Genomic DNA, 13,813 nt, shown 5'->3' with positions numbered 1-13,813 from the left:
AGAACGGGAAGCAGGCGGCGCCACTGGGGCCGGCCGACATCTTACTCCCCGGTGAAAGCAGGTGGCCGGCGCGCGAGAAACGCGGCTACGCCTTCGGCATGGTCGCGGCTGCGCGCGTAGGCGAAATGCGCGTCGAGTTCGGCCTCGGTCAGCGGGTCCGGCGCAGGGGCCAGACGCGCGATCGTCGTCTTGTTGATGCGCGCGGCCAGCGGCGCGCCGGCGCATAGCCGGCTTACCGTGGCATGCAGTTCTTCCGCGAGCGCGGCGTGGGGCACCACGCGCGTGAGCAACCCCTTGCGCTCGGCCTCCGCCGCGCCGAACACGCGGCCTTCGAGCAGGATCTCGAGCGTCACCGCGCGCCCCGCGAGGGCCAGCAGCCCGCGCAGTTCGCCCGGCGCCATCGGAAAGCCGAGCCGGTTGATGGGGACGCCGAAGCGGCTGTCGTCCGCGGCGATGCGCAGGTCGCAGTTGCACGCGATCTCGAGCCCGCCGCCGACGCACACCCCTTCGATCATCGCGACGGTCGGGTGCGTGCAGCCGGCGATGGCGGCGAGCGCGGGCGCGATCGTCTCCATGTGATAGTGCCGCAGGGCCGCTTCGTCACCGCGTACCTGCGGGAACTCGGCGATATCGGCACCCGCGGCAAAGTTGCCGTCGGCGCCGCGAATGACCACGCAGCGCAGCGAGGCATCGGCCGACAATGCGGCAAAACCGCTTGCGAGCGACTGCCACATCGCCACGGAAATTGCATTGAGCTTGCCCGCGTGCGCGAGCGTGACCGTGGCGACCGCGCCTTCGCGCGCAAACGAAACCGTGCCGCGCATCAGTCGATCTTCGCGCCCGAGCGCTGCACCACTTCCGCCCAGCGCTTGATCTCCGCGCGCTGGAACTGGCCGAACTGTTCGGGCGTGAAGTTCGGGATCTCGGAGCCGTTGTTGAGCCAGATCGCCTTCATTTCAGGCGAATCGAGCGCCTTGCGCGTTTCCGCGTAGAGCTTGTCGACGATGTCCTTCGGCGTATTCTTCGGCACCCACATCGCGTACCACGTGGACACCTCGAAATTCTTCACGCCGGCCTCGGCAGCGGTCGGCACGTTCGGGAACGCGGGCGAACGCTTGGTGGCCGCCACCGCGAGCGCGTTGATGCGGCCGCCGCGAATGTGCTGCGCGGACGAGCCCAGGCCGTCGAACACGATATCGACCTGCCCGGCGATCAGGTCGGACAGCGCCGGGCCCGCGCCCTTGTAGGGGATATGCGTGATGAACGTCTTGGTTTCAAGCTTGAACAGTTCGCCAGCCAGATGGTGCGACGAACCGTTCCCCGCGGAACCGTAGTTGAGCTTGCCGGGGTTCGCCTTCGCATAGGCGATGAGTTCCTGCAGCGTCTTCGCCTGGACCTTCGGGTTCACCACCACGACCTGCGGCGGCTGCGCAATGACGGTGACGGGAATGAAGTCCTTCTCGATGTCGTAGTCGAGCTTCGGATAGAACGACGGCGCGATCGCATGGTGCGCGCCACCGATAAACACCGTATAGCCATCGGGCGCGGCCTTGGCCGCGATGCTCGCGCCGACCGTGCCGCCGGCGCCGCCGCGGTTGTCGATCACGAACTGCTTGCCGAGCTGTTTCGACAGCTGGGCCGTGAGCGGCCGCGCGAACGCGTCGGTACCGCCGCCGGCCGGGAACGGCACGATCACCGTGATCGGCTTGCTCGGCCACGTATCGGCCTGCGCGGGGGCCGCGCTCATTGCCGTCGCGCCCGCCAACATGGCCGTTACCCCCAACACCCGCGCGCACGCTTTCAGATGGAAAACCATTGCACTGTCTCCTCTCTCTCTCATACGGAAAGTCAATCGATCACAGCAGCTTGCCCACCGCGCGGCTGACGCGCGGATTCCCTGCGCCAAGGCGTGCCAGATTGTCATCCAGCGCGTCGGGCACGTAAAGGTAATTCACCATCATCCCGCCCCCCTGCGCGCGGCCTTTGCGCGACAGATCGGCGCCCCAGTTCAGACGCTCCACGCAGGCACCGTTGCCGAGGTGAAAGCGAGCGACCGCATCGGCCGGAAGCCCGTCTTTCTGCTCGCGCACGAGGTAGTGCGCGGCCAGCGTCAGCGCGGTATCGCGCACCACGGCATCCGCGCTGTCCGGCGCGAGCGCCGCGAACCATGCCGCGCCGTCCGCCGGCGCATCGCCATGACGTTCGGTCCAGCGCGCCAGGCGCTTTTCGCCGAGCATCCCGGCAACCGCGGCGGCATCCTGCCTGCGCAGCCAGTCGGCAAACCCGGGAATCGGCGACAGGGTCGCGAACTGCTTGAGCTTGGGAAACTCGCGCTGAAGCTCCTCGATCACGCGCTTGAGCAGGAAGTTGCCGAAGCTCACGCCGCGCAACCCCGCCTGCGTATTCGAGATGGAATAAAAGATCGCCCACTTCACCCGGCGCAGGTCCTCGAGCGGCGCCAGTTCGTCGAGCAGCGCCTGCACGTTGGCCGCCATCTCGGGCACGAACGCCACCTCGACGAAGATCAGCGGCTCGCGCGGGATGCGCGGATGGAAGAACGCGTAGCAACGGCGATCGGAATCGAGCCGGTTGCGCAGATCGGTCCACGAGGAAATCTCGTGCACGGCCTCGTAGCGGATGAGCTTCTCGAGCAGCGACGCCGGCGAGTCCCACGTAATGGGCTGCAGCTCGAGCAGCCCCACGTCGAACCAGTTCGAGAACAGGGCCTCGAGGTCGTCATCGAGCGCGCGCAGCCCCGGAATGCGCTTGTGCCAGCGCAGCATGTCCGCGCGCAGGTGAATCAGGAAATGCAGCCCGCAGACGCTGTCCCCGTGCTGGCCATGCAGCGCCGCGAGCCGCTTGAAGAAGCGGATGCGCGCATTCGATAGCGCCTGCGAGAGGCTCGCGTGGACCGTGGCCGCCTCGCTGCCGGGCGCCGCGACCTCGGCCAGCACGCCGAGCATGGCCTGCCGCGCGGCCTCGCCGGCGGCCTCGTACTCCTGCCGCCACGCCTGCGCGGCGGCATTGGCCGCGCCATCGGTCAGACGCGCGTCGAAGCATTGCCGCAGTTGCTCGCGCTGGCGCCGCAGCACGCGCGGCGATAGCGCGATGGCTTCGGGGGCGACGGGCTTCGCCGCGGGCGCCTGCGGCTCGCCCTCGCCCTTCCGGCCCCACCAGCGGCCAAACCGCGCAAGCAGCGTGTCCCCGCTCCCGCGTTCGGTATCGAGCGGCGCGCTGACCTTCTCGCCGACCTTCTCGCTGACCTTCTGTTCGGTCGTATCGAGGACGTTCATGGGGTCTCCTGTGCGGACGAGGAAACATGCATGCGCAGGACGTTTGAGCGCTCGGCGCCGTCCAGCGTGCGCAGTGCCGCGCGCTGGCGCAGCACGTGCGTCTTCATCAGCGCCTCCGCCCCTTCCGAATCGCGTGCCTTGAGCGCCGAGAACACCGACAGATGCTCGGCGCACGATTCGTGCACGCGTCCATCGAGCTTCAGGCTCTTGTGGCGCGACAACCGCAACACCTTGCGCAGATCGCTGACCACGCCCGATAGCCAGCGGTTGCCGGCCAGGCGCTGGATCGCTTCGTGAATCTGGTAGTTCGTCTCGTAGTACGCGTCGATCTGCTCGTCGGCCGCGTGGCGCGCCAGCTCGGCGTGCAGCACCTCCAGCGCGTCGAGGTCGTCCTCGGTGACGTTGCGCGCGGCCTCGTAGGCACAGCGGCCCTCGAGCAGCGCCATCAGCGGAAAGATCTCGTCGAGGTCCTGCTCGGTCAGCTCGTTGACGAAGCAGCCCCGCCGCGGCTCCAGCCGCACGAGCCCCTCTGCCGCGAGCACCTTCAGCGCTTCGCGCAACGGCGTGCGCGAGATGCCCAGCGACGCGGCCAGCGCGACTTCGTCGATCCATGCGCCGGGCATCAGCGCATGATCGTCGATCATTGCGCGCAGCCGGTCGGACACCTCGAGATACAGCGCCTGCTGGACGATTCGCATGTCGCCTCCAAGCCGCAATAATTCATAATTATGAGCGGCGGCCGGGACGTGACAACCCGGTGTCTACCCGAACGAGGGAAAACCAGAAGGGCATGAAGCCGGAACGTGAAGCGGGAACGTGAAGCAGGACACCAGCCGAGGTGCGACGGACGACGTCGCCCTCCCTGACGATCGTCGCCCGCGCCTGAAAGAATGCCGCGCGTATCTCATCGCGGACCGGCGGGTGCGCCAGCCACGCGTGGACCAGGTTGGTTCGACCGGCGCCAGTCCCACGCCTCCCCGTGCAAGTGCCGCTACTGCCTGGCACCGATTCTCCCGCTCTTCGTCCGTGGAATCGCGATTCTTGTAACAGACTTTATAGCGAAGACCGTGCCAGTACGGTTAAGCCTCTGATTTCATTGATGATGACGATCGAAGACTTGTTACATCTCCCCAGGCATGTAACAGAATGTATCTCCCCCGTTACGACCCGGCTGGCCGTCCGAAGCGTTGCCACGACGCATCACGCGGCAAATTGTCGGGTATATGCCACATAATGCCCTATCAGGACGTCGCGCGAGTGCGACAATGCGTTGCCCGGCGCATTCGGGAGGATGGTTCCGCCGCGCAGATCGGTTGCATCGATGAAACAACTAAAAACGGAGAATCCGGATATGCAATGGGAGAACAAGGAGGGTGGACGCGAGTTGCCGTTCGCCTTCACGGGGTCGGGGTCGGAATACTTTCGCATCTGGATCGTCAACACACTGCTGGGGCTCGTTACGCTCGGTATCTACACGGCATGGGCCAAGGTCCGCACGCTCCAGTACTTCTATCGCAATACGCGCGTCGATAACGCGACGTTCGACTACCACGGCAATCCGCTGGCCATCCTCAAGGGCCGGATCATTGCATTCGTGCTGTTCGGCGCGCTGCAGATGGGCGGCTACATCAGCCCGCTGCTCCCGCTCGTCGCGCTGCTGATCGTCGCCGCCGTCATGCCGTTCCTGCTCGTGCGTTCGCTGCGCTTCCGCATGGCCAATTCAAGCTATCGCGGCCTGCGCTTCGCGTTTCGTGGCAGCGATGGCGATGGCTACAAGGCGTTCCTGCTGTGGCCGCTGCTCGCGGTCCTGACGCTCGGCATCCTCACACCGCTCGCGCACCAGCGCCTCAAGCAGTTCCAGCACGGCAACGCACGATTCGGCACCGCACCGTTCGCGTTCCACGCGCCGGTGAGCGCGTTCTACCGCGTCTACGTGGCGGTGTCGCTCACGGGCGTTCTGCTGGCTGGCGGTGGCGCGGCGCTCGGCGCCCTGCTGGGCTCCGCGGTAGGCGCCGCATCCGTCCTCACGGTATCGGGCGCGGTCCTGGGCCTTTGGCTGGCGTTCATGCTTGCGGCACCGTTGTATCGCGCGCGGCTGCAGAACACGATCTGGCGCGCCACGACGCTCGCGGAACATCGCTTCGGCAGCGACGTGCGCACCGGCCGCCTGTTCCTCATCATGCTGACCAACGCGATCCTCATCGTGCTGACGCTCGGCCTGTTCCTGCCGTTCGCGCGCGTGCGCGTGGCGCGCTATTGCGTCGAATCGATGACGCTGTTCGCCGCCGGCCCGCTCGATCATTTCATTGCGGCAGAGATCGACCAGGTCGATGCGCTTGGCGATGCGACGGCCGAATGGTATGACATCGATATCGCCCTCTGACCGATGACCGCCATGGTTGCCGCCTCGTACTTCGACACGCGCTCGTCGCGCGCGCACGCGGTCACGCTGGACGTTGCCGGCGGCGACGCCGTGCTGCGCGATGGCAACGGAGAGGAGCTGCGGCGCGCGCCGCTGTCCTCGCTGCGCGTGTCCGAACGCACGCGACGCGCGCCGCGCCTCGTCACGTTCAGCGATGGCGCGTATTGCGAGATCGCCGACAACGTCGCGTTCGACGCGCTGCTGGCGGCAACGGGTTACCGGGAGGGATGGGTCGCGCGCGCGCAGAACAGCTGGCGGCTCGTCGGTCTCGCAGCCGTCGGCCTCGTCGCCGCGTGCGTGCTCTGCTACGAGTTGGTGCTGCCGTGGGGCGCGCGCATACTGGCCGATGCCGTACCCGCATCGATCGAGGCGCAGCTGGGCCAGGCGACGCTCGACGCCCTCGATGCGCGGATGGTCGGCCCGAGCGAGCTGTCGGCCGCCGACCAAAAGGCCATTCGCGACCGCTTCGCGGCGCTCTCGCTGCCTGCGGATCCCAGCCATCGCTACGATATCCAGTTTCGCAAGGGCAAGGGCATCGGCCCCAACGCGCTGGCCCTGCCCGGCGGCACGATCGTCGTGACGGACGAACTGGTCGCACTGATCGGCACCGGAACCGGCATGATGGGCGTGCTCGCGCACGAGGCCGGCCACGTGGCCCAGCGCCACGGCCTGCGGCAGGTGATCCAGGCCTCCGCGATCGGCGCCGCGGCCGTCTATGTGTTCGGTGACTTCTCGACGATCCTCGCGGGTGTGCCCGCGGCAATGCTGACCATGCGCTATTCGCGCGAGCACGAGCGCGAAGCCGATGCGTTCGCGATCGACATCCTGCGCGCGAACCGGCTATCGCCGTCGGCGCTCGCCGATGTCCTGCAGAAGCTGGAAGATGCGCACGGACGGCGCGGTGGAAAGTCCGCGGCACGAAACGGCGCGGAGGGCAATCCAGACGAAGAGAACGACTTCCTCGCCTCGCACCCGCTCACACGCGAACGGATCGAGACGATTCGTGAGGCGGGACGCTTGCCCTGAGCGTCAGAGGTAGACGACCGAGAACGTCATCGATCCATCGATCGCCACGCCCTGGTTCAGCGGCGGCAGGTCGTTGATGGCGGCGATCTCGAGCGAGACCGCGAATGTCTGCTGCAGGGTCGTGAAGGTGCCGGGCGTGTTGCCGCCTTTCGGCGCCCACGACAGCTGATAGTCCGATGCCCCCGACAGATCGCCGCTGAGGCGCGCCCATGCACCGGCGCCGATGCGCGAGATCGGATCGGTCCCGTTGCCGTCACCGACCGAATTGCGCGTGGCCAGCGTGAAATTTCCGACGGCCCTGCTGTTGACCATGCCCAGACCGAACAGCGTCGGATTGCCGATGTCGCGCGATTCGCTGCCCTGGCGGTTGTCGGTCATCGCCAGCGCCACCGAGGCAGGCGCATCGCATGCCACGGTAACGGTGACATCGCGCGCGGGCAGCTTCGTGGGCGTCGTTTTGCTCAGTGTGGATGCCGGAATGTCGCCGAAGTCGAGCGTTGCCTGCGAGAGCGAGACGTTGCACGAGGCGGGGACGAGACTGGCGCCGATGGAGAACGGCGTCGAGCTGGCCGCGGCGGCGGCGCCAGGGAGGATGCCGGCGGCCAGCGAGGCTAACGCGGCCAATGCGGCGATGAGGTTTCGCTCGCAACGTGGCAGCAATCGCCTGGGGGACGGTCTGGCTGACGGCGGGTGTGCCCGGTCGGGCGAGGGGTTCGGAACGGCACGCGACATGATGCGGAATGCGATGGACGATTGAGATGCCTGCATTCTGTGCAACGTCAGCAATCAACTAAATAGCATTTCTACGAAAACAAGAAGGGCCCGCACGATGCGAGCCCTTCGAGCCACCGCGCCCGCTACCGCGCGGTCAATCCGTCACAGCGCCCTTGCTGGCCGTGGAGGCGAGCTTCGAGAACTTGGCCAGCACCCCGCGCGTGTAGCGCGGCGCCGGGGCCTTCCACGCGGCGCGCCGGCGCGCGAGCTCGGCGTCGTCCACATTCAGCTGGAGCTTGAGCTGATGCGCGTCGATCGTGATGGAGTCGCCTTCCTGCACGAGCGCGATGGTGCCGCCCACGTACGCCTCCGGCGCGACGTGGCCCACCACCATGCCCCACGTACCGCCCGAGAAGCGCCCGTCGGTAATGAAGCCCACCGATTCGCCGAGCCCCTTGCCGATGATCGCGGACGTCGGGGCAAGCATCTCCGGCATGCCGGGGCCGCCCTTGGGACCAAGGTACCGCAGCACCAGCACGTCGCCGGACTGGATGCGATCGGCGAGGATCGCATCCATCGCGCTCTGCTCGTCGTCGAACACGCGCGCGGGGCCCGTGATGACCGGATTCTTGAGGCCCGTGATCTTGGCCACCGCGCCCTCTTCGGCCAGGTTCCCCTTGAGGATCGCGAGGTGACCCTGCTTGTAGAGTGCCTTGTCGATCGGCAGGATCACGTCCTGATCCGCGCGCGGCTGGTCGGGCACGTGCGCGAGTTCCTCCGCGAGCGTGCGGCCCGTGATCGTCAGGCAGTCGCCGTGCAGCAGGCCCGCGTTCAGCAGGATCTTGAGCACCTGCGGAATGCCGCCCGCGCGATGCAGGTCGGTGGCCACGTACTGGCCCGACGGCTTGAGGTTGCAGATCACGGGCACCTTGCGGCGGATGCGCTCGAAATCGTCGATGGTCCATTCGACCTCGGCCGAATGCGCGATCGCGAGGTAATGGAGCACCGCGTTGGTGGACCCGCCGGTCGCCATGATCAGCGACACCGCGTTCTCGATCGACTGCTTCGTGATGATGTCGCGCGGCTTGATGTCGCGCTTGATGGCCTCGTACAACACGCGCGCCGACTCGGCCGCGCTATCCACCTTTTCGTCGTCCGGGTTCGCCATCGTCGACGAATACAGCAGCGACATGCCGAGCGCCTCGAACGACGAACTCATCGTGTTGGCCGTGTACATGCCGCCGCACGAGCCCGACGACGGGCAGGCATTGCGCTCCACGCCCTCGAAGTCTTCCTCGCTCATGCGGCCGGCCGTGAATTCGCCCACGGCCTCGAATGCCGAGACGATCGTCAGGTCCTTGCCCTTCCAGTTGCCGGGCTTGATCGTGCCGCCGTACACATAGATGCCGGGCACATTGGTGCGCGCGAGCGCGATCATGCCACCGGGCATGTTCTTGTCGCAGCCGCCGATGACGACCACGCCGTCCATCCACTGGCCTTGCACCGCGGTCTCGATGCAGTCGGCGATGACCTCGCGCGAGATCAGCGAGTACTTCATGCCCTCGGTGCCCATCGACATGCCGTCGGAGATCGTCGGCGTGCCGAAGATCTGCGGGTTGGCTCCCGATGCTTTGACGGCGTTCACGGCCGCGTCGGCCAGGCGCTGGAGGCCGGAATTGCAAGGGGTGATCGTCGAGTGCCCGTTGGCAATGCCGATCATCGGCTTGTCGAAGTCTTCCTTCTCGTAGCCGAGCGCGTAGTACATCGAACGATTGGGGGAACGGGCCACGCCCTGCGTGATGTGCCGGGACCGCTTGTTGAATGCCATGGTGGGGATCTCCGATGTTTTCTTGTGGACGACAGCATGGCCCTTTGCGTGTTCGGGTGTCAAATATATTATTCAACCCTTATTGAGTCGAAAAACATATCAGAGATGCGGGAGCAACACGTGGACCTGCGGCAACTGCGGTACTTTGTCACGGTGGCGGAAGAACTGCATTTCGGCCGCGCCGCGCAGCGGCTCGCCATGACGCAGCCGCCGCTCTCGCAACACATCCAGGCGCTGGAGGAGGAAATCGGCGTCCGGCTGTTCGCGCGCACGCGCCGCTCCGTCATGCTGACGCCGGCCGGACAGCAGTGGCTGCCCGAGGTGCGCCGCGTGCTGGCCGACGCCGGTGCGCTGTCGGCGCTCGCCCAGCGCTTCGCGCGCGGCGAGATCGGGTCGCTGACGCTGGCGTTCGTCAGCACGGCCGACTACGGCATCCTGCCCGACCTGCTGCGGCGCTTCCGCGCGCGGCATCCCGACGTGCAGCTCCATCTGCGCGAAGCGACGAGCGACATCCAGTTCGACGCGCTGATGGACGGCACCATCGACGCGGGGCTCGTCATCCGCCCGCAAATGCCCGCGATGCCCCACGGGCTCTCGTACCTGCCGCTCGTGCGCGAGCCGCTGGTGCTCGCCGTGCCCGATGGCTGGCGGCCCGCGACGTCCGCGATCTCGCTCCGCGATGCCGCCCATGAACCGCTGATCGTCTTCCCGCGGCGAAGCGCGCCGGCGTTTTATGACATCATTACGGGCTACTATGCCCGCGAGGGGCTGACGCCCACGGTCGCGCAGGAAGCGATCCAGATGCAGACCATCGTCAGTCTCGTGTCGGCCGGCATGGGCGTGGCACTCGTGCCCGCATCGCTGCGCAATCTGCGGCGGACCGGTGTCTCGTACCTCGCGCTGCGGGAAGCGGGGCCCGATATCGAGACCGGTCTCGTCTGGCGCGAAGGCGCCGCGGGCGTGGCGCCGGTATTGCGGTCGTTCATCGACATCGCCGGCGCCATGGCGCTGACGCATGAGGCTGGCACGATGCAGGCACCCCGCTCATAGCATCCATTTAACTCTCTCGGAACCCATGCTCGTTCACCCGCAATTCGATCCGGTCGCCATCCACCTGGGACCGCTGGCCATCCGCTGGTACGGCCTCATGTACCTGGCCGGCTTCATCATGTTCCTGTGGTTCGGCCGCCTGCGCGTCCGCCAGCCGCATAACTTCCTGCGCGGCTGGACCACGCGCGATCTGGACGACCTGCTGTTCTACGGTGTGCTGGGCGTGATTCTCGGCGGGCGGCTCGGCTACGTGCTGTTCTACAAGCCCACGTACTACCTCTCGCATCCGCTCGAAATCTTCAAGGTGTGGGAAGGCGGCATGGCCTTCCATGGCGGCTTCCTCGGCGTGCTCGTCGCGGTCTGGGTGTTTGCGCGCCTGCGCGGCCGCAGCTGGTTCGAGGTGACCGACTTCATCGCGCCGCTGATCCCGTGCGGGCTCGCGGCCGGGCGTATCGGCAATTTCATCAACGGCGAACTGTGGGGCCGCCCGACCGACCTGCCGTGGGGCATGATCTTCCCGCAGGCCGGCGACAATATCCCGCGCCATCCGTCGCAGCTGTATCAGTTTGCGGGCGAAGGCGTCGCGCTGTTCATCATCCTGTGGTTCTATTCGCGCAAGCCGCGTCCCACGGCGGCAGTGTCCGGGCTGTTCCTGCTCGGCTACGGCGTGTTCCGCTTCCTCGCCGAGTACACGCGCGAGCCGGACAACTTCCTCGGCCTGCTGGCGCTGAACTTCTCGATGGGGCAGTGGCTGAGCCTGCCGATGATCCTGGCCGGCGTGATCATGATGGTGTGGGCATACCGCCGCGCCGGCAGCCGGGATGCGGCGCGCGCCTGAGGCGCGTCACACCCTGCGTTACATCCCGCCCGGGTCGCGCTCGATTTCTTCGAGCGTGGCATCGAGCCATTCGACCAGGCGCGCTTCCAGCGCCTGCGTCAGTTCCGCGGCCAGCTGCGCCGTCAGCGGCGCGAGGCGCGACTGCAGCGTCGCCTCGGTATGCGCCTCCACGACCTGCGGCCACTCGGTGCGGAACCGCATCATCACGCGCGTCAGCAGCTCGCTGCGCACGGCACGCAGATCGTCCTCCCCGGACAGATAAGGCGTGGCGTCGAGAATCGGCGGACCGCCGCCATCGTCCTCGAGGCGGTCGTCGAGCGCTACCACCTCAGTGAGCTCGACCACGTCGGTCAGCTCCACCACGTCGTTCAGCGCGACCATGTCGCCCAGATCGCTCGCCCCTTCGCTCCCGTCGCCCACGTTCCCGACATGCGTGATCACCCCCGATGCGGGCATGCCCGTGGTATCGATCACGCCGCCCGGCGATGCCGCGTCAGCATCCGTCGCGGGCAGGTCGATGACCTCGGTCAGCAGCGGAATGCTGTCGTGGGGCCCGGGCCGCGGAATCACCCGCGAAGTGGTGCGCTCGCTCATGCCGACTCTCCTTTGGCGGACTGTCCGATGTCATGATGCGCGAGCGGATACCCGCGCTCGCGGTAGAAACGATATCGCGCGCGGCCCGCTTCGCGCGCTTCCGGCGAGGCGCCGACCACTTCGATCATCCGCTCGAAGCGCGCGAACTCCGCGGGCGCTTCCGCCTCGAGGTTGATCAGGATCTGATGGTGCGGCACCCCGTCGAGCGTCGCGGCCAGCACGATCGGCGTCACCGCCGCCTGCGGGCTGTCGAGCCCGCAGTGCGGCAGGAAGTCCAGCGCGGAGAACGTCCACAGCCGCTGGTCCAGCTGCGACAGCTGCTGGGGCGAGCCGTGCACCACCATCTTCTGCCCGGCGCCATAGGCCTTGCGGACCAGCCGGCAAACATAGCCGAGCGTGTCGGGCACGTTGCTGTGGAAGTCGATACGCGTCATCGTGCGGCTCCGCTCTCCGTGCCCGTCAGCCCACGCGGTCCATCAGGAAGCGCGCGAGCAGCGGCACCGGGCGGCCCGTGGCGCCCTTGGCCGCGCCGCTCTTCCAGGCGGTACCGGCGATATCCAGGTGGGCCCAGTCGTACTTCTCGGTATAGCGCGCGAGGAAGCACGCCGCCGTCACGCTGCCCGCGGGACGGCCGCCAATGTTCGCCATGTCGGCGAAATTGGACTTGAGCTGGTCCTGGTACTCGTCGTCCAGCGGCAGGCGCCAGGCGGTGTCCAGCGCCTTCTTGCCCGCGTCCAGCAGCTGGTCGGCCAGCATGTCGTTGCGCGCGTACAGGCCGCTGTTCACATGGCCCAGCGCGATGATGCAGGCGCCCGTGAGCGTGGCCACATCGATCACGGCGGCCGGCTTGAAGCGCTCGACGTAGGTCAGCGCGTCGCACAGGATCAGGCGGCCTTCGGCGTCGGTGTTCAGGATCTCGATGGTCTGGCCGGACATGCTGGTCACCACGTCGCCCGGCTTGGTCGCCACGCCGCTCGGCATGTTCTCGCAGGTCGGCACCACGGCGATCACGTTCAGGCGCAGGCCCATCTCGGCCACGGCCTGGATGGTGCCGAGCACCGAGGCGGCGCCGCACATGTCGTACTTCATTTCATCCATGCCCTCGCCCGGCTTCAGCGAAATACCGCCGGTATCGAAGGTGATGCCCTTGCCCACGAGCACCACGGGCGCCTGCTTGGCGCCCGCGCCGTCATAGCGCAGCACGATGAACTGGGGCGGCTCCACGCTGCCCTTGGTCACGGCCAGGAAGGCGCCCATCTTCAGCGCCTCGATCTGCTTGCGGCCGAGGATCTCGGCCTTGAGCTTGTGGCGCTTGGCGATCCCGCGGGCGGCATCGGCCAGGTAGGTCGGCGTGCAGATGTTCGACGGCAGGTTGCCGAGGTCGCGGGCCAGGTCCATGCCGTTGGCGATCGCGGTACCGCGCACCACGGCCTGGGTGGCGGCCTTGGCGTCCGCCGAATCCACGGCCAGCACGATCTTGCGCAGCGACGGGCGGTCCGCGCCGTTGGCGCCGCGCGGGGCGCGCTTGAGCTCCGGATGGCGCTCCAGCAGGCGGTAGCCGGCGTCGCGCACGAGCGTGATCGTCGTGATCACCGACCAGGCCACGTCGCGCTGGGTCGGGGCCTGCGGGGCCAGTGCCCACAGCGCCGTGGCGGCACGCGTGCCGGCCAGCGCACGAATCGCGGTGCGTACGGCCTCCGCGAACGCCTTGTCGTGAAAGTCGGCTTCCTTGCCTAAACCCACGAGCAATACGCGGGCGGCGCCGATTCCGGGCACTTCATGCAGCATGATATGCGTGCCGCGCTTGCCTTCGAAGTCGCCCTGCTTGACCAGACGTGCCACCAGCCCCTTGGTGGCAACATCCAGTGCCTTGGCCACGCCGGCCAGATTCTGGCCTTCGAACAGACCGACCACGAGGCAGTCGGTCTTGGTCGCCAGGAAACCATTTTGGCCGGCCTTGCTCCAATCCAGGGCTTTTGTGCTAAATTCCATCGCGCTTCCTTCCAGGGGCTCGTCGAAAAGAAAGCCCCCATTATCCGCGATTTTCA

General features: G+C 67.1%; 13 protein-coding genes. 4 read left to right on the top strand and 9 right to left on the bottom strand.

What is annotated here, in order from left to right; translation table 11 throughout:
- Positions 1–41: 41 nt before the first annotated feature.
- Genes AAHB16_RS21610 through AAHB16_RS21595 form a run of 4 tightly spaced genes read right to left on the bottom strand, consistent with a single transcriptional unit; the run spans position 42 to position 3,991 of the window.
- On the bottom strand, positions 42–824 hold the full coding sequence (locus AAHB16_RS21610) for an enoyl-CoA hydratase/isomerase family protein (protein WP_150370874.1): 783 nt from the start codon (positions 822–824) through the stop codon (positions 42–44).
- Positions 824–1,816, bottom strand: a complete 993-nt coding sequence (locus tag AAHB16_RS21605; RefSeq protein ID WP_150370873.1) for a Bug family tripartite tricarboxylate transporter substrate binding protein — start codon at positions 1,814–1,816, stop codon at positions 824–826. The genes AAHB16_RS21610 and AAHB16_RS21605 overlap by 1 nt, the downstream gene beginning before the upstream one ends.
- A gap of 40 nt (positions 1,817–1,856) precedes the next feature.
- The gene (locus tag AAHB16_RS21600) at positions 1,857–3,293 is read right to left on the bottom strand and encodes a malonyl-CoA decarboxylase domain-containing protein (protein ID WP_342051927.1); all 1,437 of its coding nucleotides are present in this window, start codon (positions 3,291–3,293) and stop codon (positions 1,857–1,859) included.
- Complete coding sequence (locus AAHB16_RS21595) at positions 3,290–3,991, bottom strand: GntR family transcriptional regulator (RefSeq protein ID WP_342051926.1); 702 nt, start codon at positions 3,989–3,991, stop codon at positions 3,290–3,292. The genes AAHB16_RS21600 and AAHB16_RS21595 overlap by 4 nt, the downstream gene beginning before the upstream one ends.
- A 653-nt stretch (positions 3,992–4,644) precedes the next feature.
- On the opposite strand from AAHB16_RS21595, the gene AAHB16_RS21590 reads away from it, so the two are divergent.
- Together AAHB16_RS21590 and AAHB16_RS21585 are read left to right on the top strand one after the other, a co-directional pair.
- Complete coding sequence (locus AAHB16_RS21590) at positions 4,645–5,676, top strand: YjgN family protein (protein WP_342051925.1); 1,032 nt, start codon at positions 4,645–4,647, stop codon at positions 5,674–5,676.
- Between the two features lie 12 nt (positions 5,677–5,688).
- Positions 5,689–6,741, top strand: a complete 1,053-nt coding sequence (locus AAHB16_RS21585) for a M48 family metallopeptidase (protein WP_342051938.1) — start codon at positions 5,689–5,691, stop codon at positions 6,739–6,741.
- Positions 6,742–6,744: 3 nt separating this feature from the next.
- On the opposite strand, the gene AAHB16_RS21580 is transcribed toward AAHB16_RS21585, so the two are convergent.
- Both AAHB16_RS21580 and ilvD read right to left on the bottom strand, forming a co-directional pair.
- A complete protein-coding gene (locus tag AAHB16_RS21580; RefSeq protein WP_342051924.1) occupies positions 6,745–7,365 on the bottom strand; it encodes a DUF1120 domain-containing protein in 621 nt (206 codons plus the stop codon).
- A gap of 244 nt (positions 7,366–7,609) precedes the next feature.
- Positions 7,610–9,283: a dihydroxy-acid dehydratase gene (ilvD, locus tag AAHB16_RS21575; protein ID WP_150370868.1), complete on the bottom strand. Its 1,674-nt coding sequence runs from the start codon at positions 9,281–9,283 to the stop codon at positions 7,610–7,612.
- Between the two features lie 120 nt (positions 9,284–9,403).
- On the opposite strand from ilvD, the gene AAHB16_RS21570 reads away from it, so the two are divergent.
- Together AAHB16_RS21570 and lgt are read left to right on the top strand one after the other, a co-directional pair.
- Positions 9,404–10,333: a LysR family transcriptional regulator gene (locus AAHB16_RS21570; protein WP_342051923.1), complete on the top strand. Its 930-nt coding sequence runs from the start codon at positions 9,404–9,406 to the stop codon at positions 10,331–10,333.
- A gap of 25 nt (positions 10,334–10,358) precedes the next feature.
- Positions 10,359–11,171 carry a prolipoprotein diacylglyceryl transferase gene (lgt, locus tag AAHB16_RS21565; RefSeq protein WP_150370866.1) on the top strand — a complete coding sequence of 271 codons (813 nt, stop codon included), beginning with the start codon at positions 10,359–10,361 and terminating at the stop codon, positions 11,169–11,171.
- An 18-nt stretch (positions 11,172–11,189) separates the two neighbouring features.
- Here the strand turns inward: lgt and AAHB16_RS21560 are convergent, their stop codons facing one another.
- From AAHB16_RS21560 to AAHB16_RS21550, 3 genes are read right to left on the bottom strand one after another with little or no spacing between them, the layout of a single operon-like run.
- Positions 11,190–11,765 carry a hypothetical protein gene (locus AAHB16_RS21560; protein ID WP_342051922.1) on the bottom strand — a complete coding sequence of 192 codons (576 nt, stop codon included), beginning with the start codon at positions 11,763–11,765 and terminating at the stop codon, positions 11,190–11,192.
- On the bottom strand, positions 11,762–12,199 hold the full coding sequence (locus AAHB16_RS21555) for a DNA polymerase III subunit chi (protein ID WP_150370864.1): 438 nt from the start codon (positions 12,197–12,199) through the stop codon (positions 11,762–11,764). Before AAHB16_RS21555 ends, AAHB16_RS21560 begins: the two co-directional genes overlap by 4 nt.
- 25 nt (positions 12,200–12,224) lie before the next feature.
- Positions 12,225–13,757: a leucyl aminopeptidase gene (locus tag AAHB16_RS21550; protein WP_150370863.1), complete on the bottom strand. Its 1,533-nt coding sequence runs from the start codon at positions 13,755–13,757 to the stop codon at positions 12,225–12,227.
- Positions 13,758–13,813: the final 56 nt, after the last annotated feature.

This window comes from Cupriavidus sp. OTU4054 (assembly GCF_038440175.1).
In the GTDB taxonomy this organism is placed as follows: Bacteria; Pseudomonadota; Gammaproteobacteria; order Burkholderiales; family Burkholderiaceae; genus Cupriavidus; species Cupriavidus pauculus_D.
This window is presented reverse-complemented; position numbering and strand designations above follow the sequence as displayed.

Coding starts and splice junctions, on each gene's coding strand:
- AAHB16_RS21585 (WP_342051938.1), top strand. CDS start 5,689: ATGGTTGCCGCCTCGTACTTCGACACGCGCTCGTCGCGCGCGCACGCG.
- lgt (WP_150370866.1), top strand. CDS start 10,359: ATGCTCGTTCACCCGCAATTCGATCCGGTCGCCATCCACCTGGGACCG.
- ilvD (WP_150370868.1), bottom strand. CDS start 9,283: ATGGCATTCAACAAGCGGTCCCGGCACATCACGCAGGGCGTGGCCCGT.
- AAHB16_RS21590 (WP_342051925.1), top strand. CDS start 4,645: ATGCAATGGGAGAACAAGGAGGGTGGACGCGAGTTGCCGTTCGCCTTC.
- AAHB16_RS21605 (WP_150370873.1), bottom strand. CDS start 1,816: ATGGTTTTCCATCTGAAAGCGTGCGCGCGGGTGTTGGGGGTAACGGCC.
- AAHB16_RS21610 (WP_150370874.1), bottom strand. CDS start 824: ATGCGCGGCACGGTTTCGTTTGCGCGCGAAGGCGCGGTCGCCACGGTC.
- AAHB16_RS21555 (WP_150370864.1), bottom strand. CDS start 12,199: ATGACGCGTATCGACTTCCACAGCAACGTGCCCGACACGCTCGGCTAT.
- AAHB16_RS21560 (WP_342051922.1), bottom strand. CDS start 11,765: ATGAGCGAGCGCACCACTTCGCGGGTGATTCCGCGGCCCGGGCCCCAC.
- AAHB16_RS21595 (WP_342051926.1), bottom strand. CDS start 3,991: ATGCGAATCGTCCAGCAGGCGCTGTATCTCGAGGTGTCCGACCGGCTG.
- AAHB16_RS21550 (WP_150370863.1), bottom strand. CDS start 13,757: ATGGAATTTAGCACAAAAGCCCTGGATTGGAGCAAGGCCGGCCAAAAT.
- AAHB16_RS21600 (WP_342051927.1), bottom strand. CDS start 3,293: ATGAACGTCCTCGATACGACCGAACAGAAGGTCAGCGAGAAGGTCGGC.